Origin of the sequence: Polynucleobacter meluiroseus (genome assembly GCF_900205755.1) — a bacterium.
Lineage (GTDB): Bacteria > Pseudomonadota > Gammaproteobacteria > Burkholderiales > Burkholderiaceae > Polynucleobacter > Polynucleobacter meluiroseus.
In genome coordinates this window covers 524,285-542,111 of sequence record NZ_OANS01000001.1, presented here as the reverse complement: position 1 = coordinate 542,111, position 17,827 = coordinate 524,285, and the positions used below count along the sequence as shown (strand labels likewise).

Genomic DNA, 17,827 nt, shown 5'->3' with positions numbered 1-17,827 from the left:
CGCTATCTTTTATCTTGTTTAGTTGTACTGTTTAATCTTGGTTGGCTCACTTAATTAGTGTGCAGCCCATTCGATTGTGCTCAGATCAATGCCATCCTTGAACATTTCCCAAAGTGGGGACAGTTCCCGCAACTTAGCGATCTTTTCTTTCACTAACTTGATTGTGAAATCCACTTCTTCTTCGGTGGTAAAGCGACCGAGCGTAAAGCGAATCGAGCTATGCGCCAACTCATCATTGCGGCCTAAGGCGCGCAATACATACGACGGCTCCAAAGAGGCTGAAGTACAGGCTGAACCAGAAGAGATGGCCAAGTCCTTCAAGGCCATCAACATGGATTCACCTTCAACATAATTGAAGCTGATATTCAGATTATGGGGAACACGATTTTCCATATCGCCGTTGACATAAACTTCTTCAAGATCTTGCAAGCCTGCGAGTAAGCGATCACGCAAGGCACGAATGCGCGCATTCTCTTCGTCCATTTCGATACGAGCAATACGGAAAGCTTCACCCATTCCTACAATTTGGTGTACCGCTAGAGTGCCAGAGCGCATACCGCGCTCATGACCACCACCATGGATTTGAGCCTCAATACGAATACGGGGCTTGCGACGCACAAATAAGGCGCCAATACCTTTAGGGCCATAAGTCTTATGAGCGGAGAAGCTCATTAAGTCGACCTTAGTCTTTTCTAAATCAATCTCAATTTTTCCGGTGGCTTGCGCTGCGTCTACATGCAATATCACATTACGTGAACGACACAATTCTCCGATACGCGGAATATCCTGAATCACACCGATTTCATTATTGACGTACATCACGGAAGCCAAAATCGTGCCTGGCTTCATCGCTGCTTCAAGTTGGGCAAAATCAATTAGGCCGTCTGGTAAGACATCTAAGTAAGTGATTTCGAAACCTTCGCGCTCCAGATCGCGGCAGGTATCTAAAGTCGCCTTGTGCTCAGTCTTTACGGTAATGATGTGGTTACCACGATCCTTGTAAAAGTGAGCGGCGCCTTTGATGGCTAAGTTAATGCTTTCAGTGGCACCACTCGTGAATACAATTTCTCTTGGGTCAGCATGAACCAATTGCGCAACCTCTGAACGCGCCCATTCCACCGCTTCTTCAGCAGCCCAGCCATAAGCGTGACTACGAGAGGCGGCATTGCCAAACTGCTCACGCAAGTAAGGCAACATCTTGTCGACAACGCGTGGGTCAATCGGCGTAGTGGAGGAGTAATCCATATACACAGGGAAGTGTTTAGGACTAAACATGGGTACTGATTGCTCAGAGATTTCTTGTGTCGCGTTCATGGTGTGCTTATCAGTAAAGTAGCTTGCTAGGTTAACCGTATTTGGCTAACTTTGTTGAGCCAGATTAAAAACGGAATTGATCAGAGGTCGCTTTGGGGCAATCTCTGGTTTAGGCGTGATGGCAGTCACCGGCTTTTTGGCCTTACTGCTTTCCACCTTAATTTTTTTGTGACGCAGATCATGCAGTATCACGCCGCGATCTTCCTGCTGCTGCGCTAAGTCGCGCAGAGAAACGGAGCTGAGGTACTCGACCATCTTGGAATTCAGGTTTGACCAAAGATCATGGGTCATACAACGGCCCTGATTTTCTTCGTCGCTATGGCACGAACCTTTACCGCCACATTGGGTGGCGTCTAGTGGTTCATCAACAGCAACGATGATGTCGGCTACGCTGATTTCATCTGACTTGCGGGCGAGGGTATAACCGCCTCCAGGACCGCGGGTACTGTCGACAATATTAAAACGGCGTAATTTGCCGAATAACTGCTCAAGATAGGAGAGTGAAATCTTCTGTCTTTGGCTAATTCCGGCTAACGTTACGGGACCGTGTGCTTCACGGAGGGCTAAATCAATCATTGCGGTTACTGCAAAACGGCCTTTAGTTGTAAGTCTCATATGTCACCTTGGTAATGGATTGTTATGGACAGCTCATAGTCAGGTGGGTAATACCCGACCATTCCACTCAAGTTTATCACAAAACCCAGTAATTCAGTCGGGTTTACCACGAGAGTGGGCCATATAACCCTTAGCCACAAATGGTCTAGATGCCATCCCTCGAGCGGGCTCCAAAGGCCATTTCTTTTACCTTGGTCAAACGATCGCGGGTAGCAGCGGCGTTCTCAAACTCTAGGTTTTTGGCTTCCGAGTTCATTTGTTTTTCTAGGCGCTTGATTTCGTTGGCGAGATCTTTTTCACTCATATCCTCGTAGCGCGCACGCTCCTGCTCCACTTGCATCTCGGAACGCTTCTCCTTGACGTCATAGACGCCATCAATAATGTCCTTGATGCGCTTCTTCACCCCACGCGGCTCAATCCCATTAGCTTTGTTAAAGGCGATTTGCTTAGTTCTGCGGCGTTCAGTCTCTCCCATGGCGCGTTTCATGGAGTCTGTGACGCGATCGGCGTAGAGAATGGCCTTCCCCTTAACGTTTCGGGCTGCCCTACCAATGGTCTGAATTAAGCTGCGTTCGGAGCGCAAGAAGCCCTCTTTGTCAGCATCCAAGATCGCCACTAGAGAAACTTCAGGAATATCCAAGCCTTCTCGCAATAAGTTAATCCCGACTAGAACATCAAAAATCCCGAGACGTAAATCTCGCAGAATCTCTACCCGCTCCACCGTATCAATATCGGAATGGACGTAGCGCACTTTGACCCCGTTATCAGACAGGTAATCTGTTAACTGCTCAGCCATGCGTTTAGTCAACACAGTCACTAACACGCGCTCATGCACCTTCACTCGCTCGTGGATTTGGCCAAGCAAGTCATCTACCTGAGTGCTCGCTGGTAATACTTCAATTTCCGGATCCACTAAACCGGTAGGTCTGGCCACTTGCTCCACTACCTGACCTGTATGGGTATTTTCATAATCGGCCGGCGTTGCAGAAACGAACACTGTTTGACGCATCTTCGTTTCAAACTCTGAAAATTTCAGGGGGCGGTTGTCCATTGCGGATAACAAACGAAAGCCAAACTCTACAAGCGTGCGTTTGCGTGATTGGTCACCGTTGTACATTGCATTAAGCTGACCAATCAGTACGTGGCTTTCATCCAAGAACATCAAAGCGTCGCTGGGCAAGTAATCCACCAAGGTCGGCGGTGCCTCGCCTGGTAAGGCGCCAGAGAGGTGGCGCGAATAGTTTTCGATGCCTTTGCAAAAACCCAACTCATTGAGCATCTCTAGATCGAAGCGCGTACGTTGCTCTAAGCGCTGCGCCTCAACCAGCTTACCGGATTTCACAAACTCATCTAAGCGCTCGCGCAACTCCACCTTGATTGTTTCAATGGCCTTAAGGACCGTCTCACGTGGTGTTACGTAATGCGAACTTGGATACACCGTGAAACGCGGAATCTTTTGGCGGATACGTCCGGTTAACGGGTCAAAGAATTGCAGGCTCTCAATCGCATCGTCAAAGAGTTCCACGCGTACGGCCAATTCATTATGCTCAGCTGGAAAGATATCAATCGTATCGCCTCGCACCCGAAAGACACCGCGCTTAAAGTCGGTTTCATTGCGGTCATACTGCATGGCAATCAGACGCATCAAAATATCACGCTGACTCATCTTGTCGCCAGGACGCAAAGTCATGACCATGCTGTGATAGTCGCCAGGATTACCAATACCGTAAATAGCCGACACCGTGGCCACGATGATGACGTCACGGCGCTCTAAAAGACTTTTGGTCGCCGAGAGCCGCATCTGTTCAATATGCTCATTGATTGAGGAGTCTTTTTCAATAAACAAATCCCGTTGCGGCACATAAGCTTCAGGCTGGTAGTAGTCGTAGTAACTCACAAAATATTCCACCGCATTGCGTGGAAAAAATTCCCTAAACTCGCTATAGAGCTGAGCAGCCAAGGTTTTGTTAGGGGCGAAAATAATGGCGGGACGTCCCATTCTGGCAATCACGTTGGCCATCGTGAAGGTCTTACCCGACCCCGTTACCCCGAGCAGCGTTTGGAAAGTCAAACCATCCTCAATGCCCGCGACTAATGCGTCGATCGCTGCCGGCTGATCCCCTGCCGGTGGGAAGGGTTGATACAGCTGGAAAGGCGAATCCGGAAAGCTAACAAATTTAGCTGGATCCAGGTCGTGACCCGCTTCACCCAGTGGGTCAACCACTGGTGCTTTAGGACTTTCGTCTACTGGGGATTTGGCAGAATTTTTAGGGGGCTTAGGGGGCATCTCGGCTATCATTTCATCTGCGCTTGGATTCACAGCGAATTTTGTACAAACGTTGATTTTGCCGCTTTTATGAGGAAATAGTTGAATCAGTCACGGAAATTGGCTAATTCACTAAAATGGAGTTGAATTTCTCGTTAATCCACCTAGATAAACCCCTTAATTACTACTTAATTCCAATATGACCCTCTTCACCTCCGTTCAATTAGCCCCTAAAGACCCTATTTTTGGCCTCACCGAAGCCTACGTTGCCGATCAACGCGCAGATAAAGTGAACCTCGGTGTTGGGGTGTACACCACTGACGAAGGCAAAATTCCCTTGTTACAGGCCGTTATGCAGGCTGAAGAAACCTTGGTCGCCAAACATGCGCCCCGCGGCTATGTGCCGATTGAAGGGCCAAATCCATTTAACTTAGCCGTGCAACAACTTCTATTTGGTGCTGACTCTGACTTAATCAAAGAGGGTCGCGTAGTGACTGCAGAAGGCATTGGTGGTACCGGTGCTTTGCGTATTGGTGCGGACTTCATTAAGCGTCTGAATTTAAATGCTCCCGCCGCAATCAGCAATCCCACTTGGGAAAATCATCGCGGCATTTTTGAGTCTGCTGGTTTTGAGGTAATCGAGTACACCTACTTCGATGGCAATACCCGCGGCGTTGACTTTGCTGGCATGGTGAAATCTTTGGAGTCATTTCCAGCGAACACCACCGTGGTGCTCCATGCTTGCTGCCACAACCCTACTGGCGCAGATATTACCGAAGCGCAATGGGTTCAAGTGATTGAGATTTGTAAAGCGAAAAAGTTGATTCCATTTTTGGATATGGCTTACCAAGGTTTTGCTGACGGCATCGAGCAAGATGGTGCGGCAGTTCGCCTGTTTGCCAAGTCCGGTATGTCCTTTTTTGTATCAAGCTCTTTCTCAAAATCGTTCTCACTCTATGGCGAACGGGTAGGTGCTTTATCCATCATTACCGAGAGCAAAGAAGAATCCACTCGAGTGATGTCACAGCTTAAACGCGTTATTCGTACCAATTATTCAAATCCCCCTACCCATGGCGCCGCAATTACCGCTGCCGTTCTCAATTCTCCTGAATTAAGAAAGCTCTGGGAAGATGAATTGGCGCAGATGCGTGAGCGCATTAAGTCCATGCGTGAAGCCTTGGTAACTAAATTGGCAGCAGCGGGTACTAAGCAAGATTTTTCTTTTATTAATGAACAGCGTGGCATGTTCTCTTACTCCGGCTTAAGTCCTGAGCAAGTTGAGCGCTTACAAAAAGAAGATGGTATCTACGCCCTTTCAACAGGCCGTATTTGTGTTGCAGCTCTCAATACTAAAAACATTGATAAGGTTGCAACGGCCATTGCTCGCATATTGGCATAACTAGTAATTCCACAGGAGGTCACATGCTCTATCAGTTACACGAGTTTCAAAAAGCATTATTGCAACCCGTCAGCTCATGGGCGCATGCCGCCTCCGAGGCATTTATTAACGCTTCCAATCCTGCTTCTAAAGTTCCAGGGTCGGAGCGTTTAGCCGCTAGCTATGAATTGCTCCATCGCTTAGGCAAGGAATACAAAAAGCCCGAGTTCAACATTCGCTCCATCCAAGCGCATGGTAGCGAAGTTGCCGTTCATGAAAGAATTACACTTGCTAAGCCCTTTTGCAATTTGATTCGCTTTAAGCGATTTTCTGATGACCTTGAGGTTATTAAGAAACTTAAAGACGATCCTGTCGTGCTCGTAGTGGCACCTTTGTCCGGACATCACTCCACCCTATTGCGCGACACTGTGCGCACGCTCTTGCAAGATCACAAGGTCTACATCACTGACTGGATTGATGCCCGACTCATACCTCTATCCGAAGGTGACTTTAGCTTAGATGACTACGTCCATTACATCCAAGAATTTATTCGCACCATTGGCGCAGAAAATCTGCATGTGGTGTCTGTTTGCCAACCTACAGTACCGACCTTGGGTGCGATCTCTCTAATGGCCTCTGCAGGGGAGACCGTTCCTGCCTCGATGATCATGATGGGCGGACCGATTGATGCTCGTAAGTCGCCTACCGCCGTCAACAACTTGGCCGAGAAAAAATCCTACGATTGGTTTGAAAGCCATGTTGTCTACAAAGTACCGCCCGGCTATCCTGGCGCAAATCGCCGTGTTTATCCCGGCTTCTTGCAACACACAGGCTTTCTGGCAATGAACCCGCAAACACATATGCAATCCCATTGGGATTTTTTCCAGAACTTAGTGCGTGGCGACGAGCAGGACGTAGAGTCACATATCCGTTTTTATGACGAGTACAACGCCGTCTTGGATATGGATGCGAAATACTACTTAGATACTATTAAGACGGTGTTTCAAGATTACGCCCTGCCAAATGGCACCTGGAAAGTAGCTGGCGAGCTTGTCAAGCCACAAGATATTAAGCGTACCGCCCTCCTGACTATTGAAGGCGAGTTAGACGATATCTCCGGTAGTGGTCAAACACGCGCGGCTCATGATTTATGTGCTGGCATTCCCAAAACGAATAAAGCCCACTATGAAGTTGCTGGCGCAGGTCACTATGGCATCTTTGCTGGTCGTCGTTGGCGTGATAAGGTGTATCCAAAAATTAAGTCCTTTATTCGTGAGCATCAGCCTGTTCAAGCTAAAACTAAGGCCCGATTGCCGAAGCTAGCCGCTAAATAATTTGTGAAGATAACTCCTCTGCAGATCACTGATTTAAGTAATCGGCTAGAAGATCTTCTTCCACAAACGCAGTGCACTAAATGCGGCTACCCGGACTGTCGCGGGTATGCCGAAGCACTGGCCACCGGGGATGTACTACCAAACCGCTGCCCTCCGGGCGGAGTTGAAGGTATCCAGAGCTTAAGCGCCATCTTGGCACCGCTATATCCCCAAGATGCTTTTGCCCTCAATCCAGATATCAATCCAGAGTGTGGCTACGAGCGTCCAAGAGCGATCGCCTTCATTGATCCCCAGCGCTGTATCGGTTGCACCTTGTGCATTCAGGCCTGTCCAGTCGATGCGATCGTAGGCGCCTCAAAACAGATGCACGTCATCCTAGGTGAATGGTGTACTGGCTGCGATCTCTGTATTCCACCCTGCCCAGTCGATTGCATCAGCATGATCGAGGTGACCGACGACCGCACAGGCTGGAATGCCTGGTCAAATGCGCTCGCTGAGATTGCGCGCACGCGCTACCATGCCCGCAACCAACGCCTCATACGCGAAGAACGAGATAACGATGCACGCCTCGCCAAGAAAGCGGCGGCGAAGTTAGTTGTCGTTAATGCTGAACAGCCAGACTCTGACGAGGCTGTCCAAGAGCAAGCTCGCAAACGCGCCATCATTGCCGCCGCGATTGCCAGAGCACAGCAGAAAAAATGATGAATCCACAAAAACGTCAAGCCTTCTTTGCGCAACTTAAAGAAATTAACCCCCATCCAGAAACCGAGCTGGAGTACGGCTCCGCTTTTGAACTCTTGATTGCCGTGCTGCTATCCGCTCAGGCGACAGACATTTCGGTGAACAAAGGGACGCGTGAATTATTCAAAATTGCCAATACTCCGCAAGCCCTGCTGGATCTCGGCGAGGCAGGGGTAAAGCCTTACATTCAGCACATCGGCTTGTTTAATGCCAAAGGTCGGCACATTCAAGAAACCTGTCGGCTTTTGATCGACTTACATGGTGGCGAAGTTCCTGAAAATCGAGAGGCGCTTGAGGCGCTACCTGGCGTTGGCAGAAAGACCGCTAATGTCATTCTCAATACCGCCTTTGGTCACCCAACGATGGCGGTAGATACTCATATCTTTCGGGTTGCCAATCGCACTGGTTTGGCCCCAGGTAAAGATGTTGTAGAGGTAGAACAGCAGTTGCTCAAGCGCATTCCAAAAGAATTTTTGCATGACGCCCATCATTGGCTTATTCTGCATGGCAGGTACACCTGCAAAGCGCGCAGCCCCGATTGCGCTCAGTGCATTGTTGAACCACTCTGCAGCTTTAAACAAAAAACTGGCGAAGGAAAAATCCGTGGCGATATTCAACCCAACTCGTGAAGAAGTGCGGCGGTTTTTCTGTGATACCTGGAAGAAGCGCTCTGAAAATCAAGTACTCACCCCCATGGAAATGTTGGCCAGTGATTGGATGGGAGAGCACCCTGAATACCACCCTCAACTAGCCGATCCCGAAAATGCAGTAGCGCAAGATTACACGCCTGAGCGCGGGGAAACGAACCCCTTCTTGCATCTCTCCATGCATTTATCGATTAGCGAACAAATCTCCATTGATCAACCCCCAGGCATTAAAGCGATTGCAGAAAAGCTCACTCAGAAATTAGGCTCTAAGCATGAAGCCCAACACCTGATGATGGACTGCCTAGGTCAGGTAATGTGGGAGGCGCAGCGTGAAGGCAAAGCTCTGAATCCAGACAACTATTTGGAAGCCTTAAAGAGGTTAAATTAAATCAAGTACTGATTTAGATAATCATGACAGCATCCTTAAGATGAATTTTTATTCTCTACTGGCCAAGCAATGCATTTTGTTGATAGCGATTGTCTTAACTTGTCCCTTCGCACTGGCTGGCATCGAGCTTGGTTCACCAGCCCCTAATATTGAAGGTACCTTGTTGGACGGCAAACCTTTCGATCTCAAAACGTATAAAGGGAAGGTCGTATTGGTAAACTTTTGGGCTAGCTGGTGTGAGCCCTGCAGAGAAGAGATGCCAGCAATTGAAATGTATCTCAAACAAAACAAATCCAAAGGATTTGAAGTTTTGGCTATCACTATGGATAAGCCATCTTACATAGAGCAAGCTCAAAAAATCCTGCAGAGTTACTCTTTCCTGTCTGCTGAAAAAAAACAAATGAACTGTTCTGCTTACGGCAGAATTTGGCGCATTCCCAGCACCTTCATTATTGATAAGCAGGGGATTCTCAGGAAGAATGGCATGACCGGCGATCCAAAAGTCGATACCAAACTACTTGAGGAAGTGGTGTCCCCGCTTTTATCTAATCAATAATTAAAAGCTTACTCGTACGCCCATAGAGGCAATATACGAAGGGACAAGCTGAATACCGTTCACATTTTGATATACAGGCAGCTGTACGTTGGCGTAGACCTGAGTTTTATCTGTGAGGCGGTAAAGCAATCCAGGTGTCAAATAAGCCAAGGTTCCACCAGTAGCCCATGTGTCAGCAGCTGTCCCGCTGTCTGCGGTCTTGTTAATGACATTCAACTGCAAGGTTGGAACCCACTTTTCGAAAGCCTGGTAGTTCACACCCAGATTCAAGTTGGCGGCATTGCCTGGACGATAAGTACCACCAGCGCTATAGCCTGCTGAGACTAGGGAGCCCGGTATGGATTGCACCATCACAGCGGCCTGATATTGAGCTTGTGCAAAATAAGCCCAATTATCAGAATCGTTAAAAAACCCAAATTTATAAATACCTGCGATGAGATCCGTCGATCCTGAGCCAGCCTGCAAGGCTGGATCTACTGCTACCTGTCCACTCCCATTAGATAAACTTCCCGTTTGATTTCTACTTCCTGTCGGCAACTTGATGCCATATTGAAAGCCCCAATCTTTTTGTTCTGCAAGCCCAAAGTAGCGGCCGATCATTTTTATATCGCCAATGCCAGCAGTTTTAGATGAGTAAGCACCAGTACCCGGTGTTGGAGGCATTGCACCATTTGTATCCTCCCCGTAATTACCGAAGGTGTTGTGATTACGCATGATGTAAGGAAGAGAGGCTGTTACACCCCAACTCACGCCATCGTTGTAATCCAATGAAGCTGTTAAGTAATTATTTTGCGTGTAGTTTTCGACTTCAGCAGGTCCACCAGTCTTTGAGTTCGTTGTCGCTGCAGCCTGCGACTGAGAAATACCATTGCGACCATATCGCAATTTATTTTGATTCAACGTGTCATAGCGGATATCTAGAGTCCAGCCTTCATTCATACCCATGCCTTGAGTACCAATGTCTGTATTCAAACTACATCCACAACTGGCACACGCCATTGCACCTGCGGAAGGTATAACTAAGCCCATCGCGATGATGAGTTTATTCAATTTCAACATGATTTCTCCAACTGATACTGCTAATTCATTGCAACTAAATAGCTAGGCTATTTCCTAATGACGAAATTAGGCTTGTGCTGGAGGGGCTGCTGAGGGAGGAGTCACCCAAGCCGAGAGTGGCGTGGGCGATTGGTAGAACAATGCTGGGAAAAATGCGAAGTTGGCTGTATTAGTGAATTCTAAATTGATTGCTAAGGGAGGAGCAACATCGAGGTGCACGACACAATAGGGGCAATGCTCTTGAGAAGCAGATGTTTCAGATGATGTGCCAGCTGGGACTTTAATTTGCAAGCCATGGCCATCTGCAGAGCAAATATCCATGACGAGATTATTACCGCCATTGCTTGCCGATATTGCTTGGGAAACCGCAGGCGCAAGGGCACTCAGCAAGATCGCCAATGCGGCTATCCAGTGAATCAGGCTGCGGTTTTTTGGGAATTTCATACCTTCGGAATTTTATAGCACTTCGTCCGCTGGGTCTGCAACGCCCGTTCAGAGTTAGTGCAGCGCAGCTATCGCCGACTTAATGGCCTCAGGCAGCGCTAAAGCCGCTTGTTCACGATTCAATAGTATGTCTGCGGGGGTTTCTTGAGCTCTAGCAGACCAAGCAGAACCGGGGAAGAAAGCATCATCCCGATAACGTGGAATAACATGCCAATGAATATGGGGGTGCATATTGCCTAGGGCTGCCAAATTGACTTTGTCGGGTTGCATCACATGACGTATGGCTTGTTCCACGGCAAAAACCAAAGCCAACACGTGCTCACGTTCGCCTACACTTAAATCGGTCATTTCAGCAACGTGGCGATTCCAGATCACACGACAAAATCCGGGTAAATCGGCATCTCGCACAAGAATCACCCGGCAGTCGTCGCCTCGCCAAATCAGCTGACCGTCTTCAGGATGAAGTTCTTCTTGGCAAAGCGCACAATTTTCCATGGAGTCAATGTAAACGAAATCGGCATCTGAGTCACTCCCCTTATCCCCTATGCTTACCAGGAGTTACTGAGATGCCGAATGAGTGATTGAAAAATAGCTTACTTTTTCTTATCGAAAATAAACGCACCTTGTTTATCCACATCGACCGGCACAGTATCTTTAGGGCCAAAGTGTCCCTCTAGAATCATTTTGGAGACAGGATTTTCAATATATTGCTGGATGGCCCGCTTCAGTGGCCTAGCACCAAAGACGGGATCAAAACCTACCTCGGCAATCTTATCCAGTGCCGCGTCGCTAACTTCAAGCTGCATATCAATCTTAGCCAAGCGATCTGACAAGTTCTTGAGCAGGATTTTGGCGATGTTGGCGATGTTGCCCTTATCCAAACCATGGAACACTACAATCTCATCAATCCGGTTTAAGAACTCTGGACGAAAGTGACCCTTGAGCTCTTCGAATACGGCCTCTTTAATCTCCAACTGCTTCTTGCCCACCATTGACTGAATCAGGTGTGAGCCGATATTACTGGTCATCACAATGACCGTGTTTTTGAAGTCAACGGTGCGACCTTGGCCGTCTGTTAGACGACCATCATCAAGCACCTGCAAAAGAATGTTGAAGACATCAGGATGGGCTTTCTCAATCTCATCAAACAAGATCACGCTATATGGATGGCGACGCACTTGTTCGGTCAAGTAACCACCCTCCTCGTAACCAACATAGCCAGGAGGTGCGCCAATTAAGCGGGCCACACTATGCTTCTCCATGAACTCACTCATGTCGATACGAATTAAGTGATCTTCACTATCAAACAAGAAGCCTGCTAACGCTTTGCACAACTCCGTCTTACCAACGCCCGTAGGACCCAAGAATAAGAATGAGCCATAAGGGCGATGCTCTTCAGATAGGCCTGCACGTGAACGCCGAATCGCATCTGATACTGCTCGAATGGCCTCTTCTTGACCCACTACCCGGTTGTGCAAAAGCGCTTCCATCTTGAGCAATTTATCGCGCTCGCCCTGCATCATCTTCGATACCGGAATACCGGTAGCGCGTGATACTACCTCGGCAATCTCTTCGGCGCCGACTTGGGTGCGCAAGAGTTTATTTTTGACAACGCCATTTTTATCGCCCTTGGCTTCTGCGGCTGCAGCAGACTTCAGCTTTTCTTCAAGCTCCGGAAGTTTGCCGTACTGCAGTTCAGCGACTTTCTCTAACTTGCCTTCACGTTGAAGTTTGACGATTTCTGCTCTGACCTTTTCAATTTCTTCTTTGATGTGAGCGACATCAATTACTGCGCCTTTTTCAGCTTTCCAGATTTCTTCTAAATCTGCATATTCAGAACCGAGGCGCTTGATTTCATCTTCAATTAAGGCCAAACGCTTTTGCGAGGCTTCATCTTTTTCTTTCTTGACGGCTTCACGCTCAATCTTGAGCTGAATTAGACGGCGCTCTAATTTATCCATCACCTCTGGCTTGGAGTCGATCTCCATCCGGATGCGAGAGCCCGCTTCATCAATTAAATCAATTGCCTTATCAGGTAAGAATCGGTCAGTAATGTAGCGATGGGATAACTCTGCCGCCGCCACAATCGCTGGGTCGGTAATTTCGATACCATGATGCAGTTCATAGCGTTCTTGCAGGCCCCGCAGAATCGCAATCGTCGCCTCAACGCTAGGCTCTTCCACCATCACTTTTTGGAAGCGACGCTCAAGTGCGGCGTCTTTTTCAATGTACTTGCGATACTCATCTAAGGTGGTGGCGCCAATGCAATGTAGTTCACCACGCGCTAAGGCTGGTTTGAGCATATTGCCTGCATCCATTGCGCCCTCGCCCTTACCCGCGCCCACCATCGTATGGATCTCATCAATAAAGATGATGGTGCGGCCTTCATCTTTGGCTACGTCATTCAATACAGCCTTAAGGCGCTCTTCAAATTCTCCGCGGTATTTGGCGCCTGCTAATAAGAGTGCCATATCTAAAACTAGGACGCGTTTGTCTTTTAGAGTCTCGGGTACTTCACCATTCACAATACGTTGCGCCAAACCCTCGACAATGGCCGTCTTACCTACACCAGGCTCACCAATCAACACCGGGTTATTTTTTCCACGGCGTTGCAAGATCTGGATGGTGCGACGAATTTCATCATCACGACCAATGACTGGATCGAGCTTACCGATGCGCGCACGCTCAGTTAAATCGATGGTGTATTTTTTTAAGGCTTCACGTTGACTTTCAGCATCTGCACTATTCACTGCTTCTCCTCCGCGGACCAAATCAATTGCCGCCTCTAATGATTTACGATTTAAGCCGTTTTCACGAGCGAGTTTCCCTAACTCACCCTTATCTTCCGAGGCAACCAATAAGAAAAGCTCACCTGCGATAAATTGATCACCCCTTTTAGTCGCCTCTTTTTCAGTTAGATTTAAGAAGTTGGTGAGATCGCGACTCACCTGAACTTCACCTCCAGTCCCCTGCACTTCAGGCAAGTTACTGATGAGCTTCTCTAAACCTTTTTCTAAGCCTGAGACATTTACCCCTGCTCTGGTCATCAGGCTCTTGGCGCCACCATCAGAATCGCGCAACATGGCCAGCATTAAATGGGCTGGCTCAATATATTGATTGTCCTTGGCTAAGGCTAAACTCTGGGCTTCGCCGAGGGCTTCTTGGAATTTAGTGGTGAATTTTTCTATTCTCATCTGGATATACGTTAATTAAGATAGGGAGATAAGCTACTAAATTATTGGCAAGGTTTTTAACAATGTCATAGCTTATAGAATATAGGGGTAATATGAAAAATATCAAGCCTCCAGACCCCCTACTTATCAAATTTTCTTTGAAAAAATTGCTCTTTTGACTTGGCTGGTTTATCTCCTCGAATGCGCTGATGGCAGCTTCTATGCTGGCATTACCAATCGCTTGGAGCATCGTCTAGAAGCTCATAATTCAGGTCAAGGCGCCCGTTACACTCGGTCTCGCAGACCAGTCATCCTCTTGGCTACGCAAGCCCACCCTGATCGCTCTGAAGCCTCTAAAGCGGAGGCTCGCTTGAAGCGTTTACCAAGATCTGCCAAGCTGGGGTTTTTTGAGACCTCGGCTTCTGATGCCTAAACTCCGACCTACGCCTACATCACTTAGACTTATTCCAGCGCGCTAGGGCTGCTTCATCGGTAACGCGGGCATCCACCCAACGTCCGCCATCAGGCGTTTCTTCTTTTTTCCAAAACGGTGCGGCTGTTTTCAGAAAGTCCATGATGTACTCGCAGGCAGCAAAAGCCTCGCCGCGGTGGGCGCTACTGACTGCCACAAGCACAATTTGGTCTTCAGGCAAGAGTGGCCCCACCCGATGAATCACTACTGTATTGCGCAGATCCCAGCGTTGCTGCGCTTGAGTCACGATATCTTCTAAAGCCTTTTCGGTCATGCCGGGGTAGTGCTCCAAGGTCATCCCTCGAACTTCTTGGCCCTCGTTCATATCCCGTACGGTACCCAAGAAACTGACGATTGCGCCAACTTGCAAATCGCCTTGGCGCAGGTTTTTTATTTCGGTCGTTAAATCAAAATCGGCTTCTTGAATGCGGATCGTTGAACTTGCCAACTTAGCCTCCTGTAACAGGGGGGAAGAAAGCGACCTCGGCATTCTCTTGTAGCAAGGCGGCATCCGAAACCATTTGCTGATTTAATGCACAGCGAATCACTTTACCTTCGGCCATGACTTCTGCCCAAACGGCTCCACGCTCAGCCAAATGGGATCGCAGATCAGCTATCGTTTTAACGGTATCTGGAATGACGATAGTCTCCTGAGAAATGCCCAGACTTTCACGTAAGGAGGCAAAGAAACGCAATTGGATAATCATTGTGAAATCCTATCCCAATTAACTTAACAGAGCACTAAAAGGAATGTATTTGACCATCTCACCAACCAGAATAGCCTGCCCTGGTGGGCAATCTACTAAGCCGTCACCCCAAGAAGCACTGGTGAGAACCCCAGAACTCTGATTAGGGAAAAGATCTAAGCCGCCCTGCGCATTGATCTTCACACGCAAAAATTCATTACGGCGATCTGCTTTGAGCCAATTAAAGTCGGCACGCATCGGATAGCTTGGCATTGGCTCAACAGTTCGTCCTTGCAACTTCAGGATGAAAGGTCGAACAAATAGTAAGAAAGTTACAAAGCACGAAACGGGATTGCCGGGGAGGCCGATAAACCAAGCTTCACCATCAGTCGGATCATTTGATTTACGCACCGCACCAAATGCCAAGGGCTTACCGGGTTTGATCGCAATCTGCCAAAGATCTAAACGGCCTTCTGCTGTTACTGCAGGCTTGATGTGATCTTCCTCACCGACAGATACGCCACCGGAAGTAATAATCAAATCATGATCCCTACTTGCCTCTCGCAAGGTTGCGCGAGTAGCCTCTAGGCGATCAGGAACAATGCCTAAATCAGTCGCATCGCAGCCCAATGAACGTAGACATGCCAATAGCGTGTCGCGATTGGAGTTATAGATACCGCCTAGTTTAAGAGGTTCACCTGGTAAAGATAATTCATCGCCGGTAAAGAATGCTGCTACCTTAACGCGGCGCTTGACCTCTAAATGCGTGTGGCCAGCGGAGGCCGCTACACCCAACTCTTGTGGGCGCAAAAATGTACCCGCTAATAGGGCTGTTTTACCAGCACTTAAATCTTCCCCACGTCGCCGTACCCATTGACCTGTCATGGGGGCAATATTGATTTGAACCTGATTGCTTTGATCGGGAACACTAGTGCAATCCTCTTGCATCACCACTGCATCAGCCCCTTCAGGCACGGGTGCACCAGTGAAGATGCGTGCAGCGGTACCAGGCTCTAAAAATGTGCCTACGGAACCTGCTGGAATGCGCTGCGCTACAGTCAAAATAGCGCCAGCCGCTGCAATATCAGCGCTACGAACCGCGTATCCGTCCATCGACGTATTGTCCAAGGGTGGGACGTCTACCAAACTGTTGACGTCTTGCGCCAAGACCCGAGATAGGGCTGCCTGCATGGGCACCTTCTCGCTCTCAACTACCGCATGGGCATTCTTAAGGAGATGTTCCAAAGCCTGCTGAGCAGTCAACATAGGCGGCTTGGTCATGATGATGTTGGGGTGGTGATAAACAGATTAAGTCAGATGGGCAGTGATAAAGGCTTTGACCTGCATCACATCTGCCGCAATATTTTCAACCCGTTGAGGTTTGGATTTGATATCTTTAAACGCTGCCGGGCACTCTGCTGGGCGACCTAAAGCAAGTTCAATGGTTTCTTCAAACTTGATTGGCAGAGCAGTTTCTAAAACAATCATGGGAATGCCTGCTTGCAAATGGTCGCGTGCCACTTTGACACCATCCGCAGTATGTGTATCGATCATCACCCCATAACGCTGGTCAATGTCTTGAATCGTCTCAATCCGGTTCTGATGACTGCTGCGTCCCGACTGAAAGCCATATTTACCGATGTCTTTGAAGATGGCTTCTTTAGAAATATCGAAGCCACCCACTGCATCTACTTGCTTGAACATCTCTGCAGTGGCTTTGCCATCCTGACTCAAAAGATCATAGACAAAGCGCTCGAAATTGCTCGCCTTAGAAATGTCCATGGATGGACTGGAAGTGTGCAAGGTCTCAGCCGACTTGCGCGCCCGATAGACGCCGGTGCGGAAAAACTCATCGAGTACATCATTCTCATTAGTTGCGGCTACCAAGTGGGCGATCGGCAGACCCATCATGCGGGCAATATGGCCGGCGCAAATATTACCGAAATTGCCGGAAGGCACTGTGAAGGACACTTTTTCAGTGCTCGTTTTTGTAGCAAGTAAATAACCTTGAAAGTAATACACCACCTGCGCGACCACCCGCCCCCAGTTAATGGAGTTCACAGTACCAATCTCACTTTTGAGTTTGAAGGCGTGATCATTGCTGACTGCTTTCACAATGTCTTGGCAATCATCAAATACGCCATCTACTGCTAAATTGAAAATATTGGGATCTTGCAAGGAATACATTTGCGCTGCTTGGAAGGCGCTCATCTTGCCGCGGGGCGACAACATAAATACCTTGATGCCCTCTTTGCCGCGAATCGCATACTCAGCGGCACTGCCTGTATCACCCGAGGTAGCGCCCAAAATATTGAGCTTCTGCCCCGTTTGCTTGAGTGCATATTCAAAAAGATTACCCAAGAACTGCATGGCCATATCCTTAAATGCCAAGGTAGGGCCATTGGAGAGACTCAACAATCCGATACGCGTGCCTTGCTCTTCACCCAACCAATGTAAAGGCGTAATGTCCTGGGCATTGTCTTGTGGGCGGCCATTGCAATAGACTTCAGCGGTATACGTTTTACGTAATAAAGCACGCAAATCATTCTCAGGAATATCTGTGCAATACAGGCTTAATACTTCATAAGCTAGATCAGCGTAGGGCAGTCCGCGCCACGAATCTAACTGGGCGGTTGTGACTTGCGGGTACTCTGTGGGCAAATATAAGCCGCCATCAGGCGCTAAACCCCCGAGGAGGATTTCTAAAAAGGATTGCTGGGGACTATTGCCCCGCGTAGACTGGTAACGCATTTT

Annotated in this window: 17 protein-coding genes and 1 pseudogene; 7 read left to right on the top strand and 11 right to left on the bottom strand. The window is 48.3% G+C overall.

What is annotated here, in order from left to right:
• Positions 1 to 54: 54 nt before the first annotated feature.
• The 3 genes from CP950_RS02845 to uvrB form a co-directional block, all read right to left on the bottom strand.
• Positions 55 to 1,275: an IscS subfamily cysteine desulfurase gene (locus CP950_RS02845; RefSeq protein ID WP_207760195.1), complete on the bottom strand. Its 1,221-nt coding sequence runs from the start codon at positions 1,273 to 1,275 to the stop codon at positions 55 to 57.
• Positions 1,276 to 1,359: 84 nt separating this feature from the next.
• Positions 1,360 to 1,929, bottom strand: a complete 570-nt coding sequence (locus tag CP950_RS02840; protein WP_096672314.1) for a Fe-S cluster assembly transcription factor — start codon at positions 1,927 to 1,929, stop codon at positions 1,360 to 1,362.
• Between the two features lie 145 nt (positions 1,930 to 2,074).
• Positions 2,075 to 4,228: an excinuclease ABC subunit UvrB gene (gene uvrB, locus CP950_RS02835; RefSeq protein WP_243391910.1), complete on the bottom strand. Its 2,154-nt coding sequence runs from the start codon at positions 4,226 to 4,228 to the stop codon at positions 2,075 to 2,077.
• A gap of 166 nt (positions 4,229 to 4,394) precedes the next feature.
• On the opposite strand from uvrB, the gene CP950_RS02830 reads away from it, so the two are divergent.
• The 6 genes and pseudogenes from CP950_RS02830 to CP950_RS02805 all read left to right on the top strand — a co-directional run bounded on the left by CP950_RS02830 (position 4,395) and on the right by CP950_RS02805 (position 9,239).
• Positions 4,395 to 5,594, top strand: coding sequence for an amino acid aminotransferase (locus CP950_RS02830; protein ID WP_096672313.1), 1,200 nt, complete (start codon positions 4,395 to 4,397; stop codon positions 5,592 to 5,594).
• A gap of 23 nt (positions 5,595 to 5,617) precedes the next feature.
• Complete coding sequence (locus CP950_RS02825; protein WP_096672312.1) at positions 5,618 to 6,907, top strand: polyhydroxyalkanoate depolymerase; 1,290 nt, start codon at positions 5,618 to 5,620, stop codon at positions 6,905 to 6,907.
• Positions 6,908 to 6,910: 3 nt separating this feature from the next.
• Positions 6,911 to 7,606: pseudogene (rsxB, locus tag CP950_RS02820) on the top strand (electron transport complex subunit RsxB); the annotation flags it as partial.
• A 2-nt stretch (positions 7,607 to 7,608) separates the two neighbouring features.
• On the top strand, positions 7,609 to 8,277 hold the full coding sequence (nth, locus tag CP950_RS02815; RefSeq protein WP_096672428.1) for an endonuclease III: 669 nt from the start codon (positions 7,609 to 7,611) through the stop codon (positions 8,275 to 8,277).
• On the top strand, positions 8,258 to 8,683 hold the full coding sequence (locus CP950_RS02810) for a DUF1841 family protein (RefSeq protein WP_096672429.1): 426 nt from the start codon (positions 8,258 to 8,260) through the stop codon (positions 8,681 to 8,683). Before nth ends, CP950_RS02810 begins: the two co-directional genes overlap by 20 nt.
• Before the next feature lie 40 nt (positions 8,684 to 8,723).
• On the top strand, positions 8,724 to 9,239 hold the full coding sequence (locus CP950_RS02805) for a peroxiredoxin family protein (RefSeq protein ID WP_096672311.1): 516 nt from the start codon (positions 8,724 to 8,726) through the stop codon (positions 9,237 to 9,239).
• Here the strand turns inward: CP950_RS02805 and CP950_RS02800 are convergent, their stop codons facing one another.
• The 4 genes from CP950_RS02800 to clpB form a co-directional block, all read right to left on the bottom strand.
• Positions 9,240 to 10,298, bottom strand: a complete 1,059-nt coding sequence (locus tag CP950_RS02800; protein ID WP_096672310.1) for a transporter family protein — start codon at positions 10,296 to 10,298, stop codon at positions 9,240 to 9,242.
• A gap of 66 nt (positions 10,299 to 10,364) precedes the next feature.
• On the bottom strand, positions 10,365 to 10,742 hold the full coding sequence (locus CP950_RS02795; protein WP_096672309.1) for a DUF2946 family protein: 378 nt from the start codon (positions 10,740 to 10,742) through the stop codon (positions 10,365 to 10,367).
• A gap of 54 nt (positions 10,743 to 10,796) precedes the next feature.
• Positions 10,797 to 11,237, bottom strand: a complete 441-nt coding sequence (locus tag CP950_RS02790) for an HIT family protein (RefSeq protein WP_096672308.1) — start codon at positions 11,235 to 11,237, stop codon at positions 10,797 to 10,799.
• Between the two features lie 98 nt (positions 11,238 to 11,335).
• Positions 11,336 to 13,936, bottom strand: a complete 2,601-nt coding sequence (gene clpB, locus CP950_RS02785; RefSeq protein ID WP_096672307.1) for an ATP-dependent chaperone ClpB — start codon at positions 13,934 to 13,936, stop codon at positions 11,336 to 11,338.
• Positions 13,937 to 14,090: 154 nt separating this feature from the next.
• On the opposite strand from clpB, the gene CP950_RS02780 reads away from it, so the two are divergent.
• The gene (locus CP950_RS02780; protein ID WP_096672306.1) at positions 14,091 to 14,348 is read left to right on the top strand and encodes a GIY-YIG nuclease family protein; all 258 of its coding nucleotides are present in this window, start codon (positions 14,091 to 14,093) and stop codon (positions 14,346 to 14,348) included.
• A 19-nt stretch (positions 14,349 to 14,367) separates the two neighbouring features.
• Here CP950_RS02780 and moaE read toward each other — a convergent pair whose 3' ends face one another.
• Genes moaE through thrC form a run of 4 tightly spaced genes read right to left on the bottom strand, consistent with a single transcriptional unit; the run spans position 14,368 to position 17,824 of the window.
• Positions 14,368 to 14,835 (bottom strand): molybdopterin synthase catalytic subunit MoaE, encoded by a 468-nt coding sequence (moaE, locus tag CP950_RS02775; protein WP_243391893.1) that lies wholly within the window; start codon positions 14,833 to 14,835, stop codon positions 14,368 to 14,370.
• 1 nt (position 14,836) lies between these two features.
• Positions 14,837 to 15,094, bottom strand: a complete 258-nt coding sequence (moaD, locus tag CP950_RS02770; RefSeq protein ID WP_096672304.1) for a molybdopterin converting factor subunit 1 — start codon at positions 15,092 to 15,094, stop codon at positions 14,837 to 14,839.
• An 18-nt stretch (positions 15,095 to 15,112) separates the two neighbouring features.
• A complete protein-coding gene (locus CP950_RS02765; RefSeq protein WP_419185559.1) occupies positions 15,113 to 16,354 on the bottom strand; it encodes a molybdopterin molybdotransferase MoeA in 1,242 nt (413 codons plus the stop codon).
• A 27-nt stretch (positions 16,355 to 16,381) separates the two neighbouring features.
• Entirely contained in the window at positions 16,382 to 17,824 is a 1,443-nt protein-coding gene (gene thrC / locus CP950_RS02760) for a threonine synthase (protein ID WP_096672302.1), read from the bottom strand.
• Positions 17,825 to 17,827 lie beyond the last annotated feature (3 nt).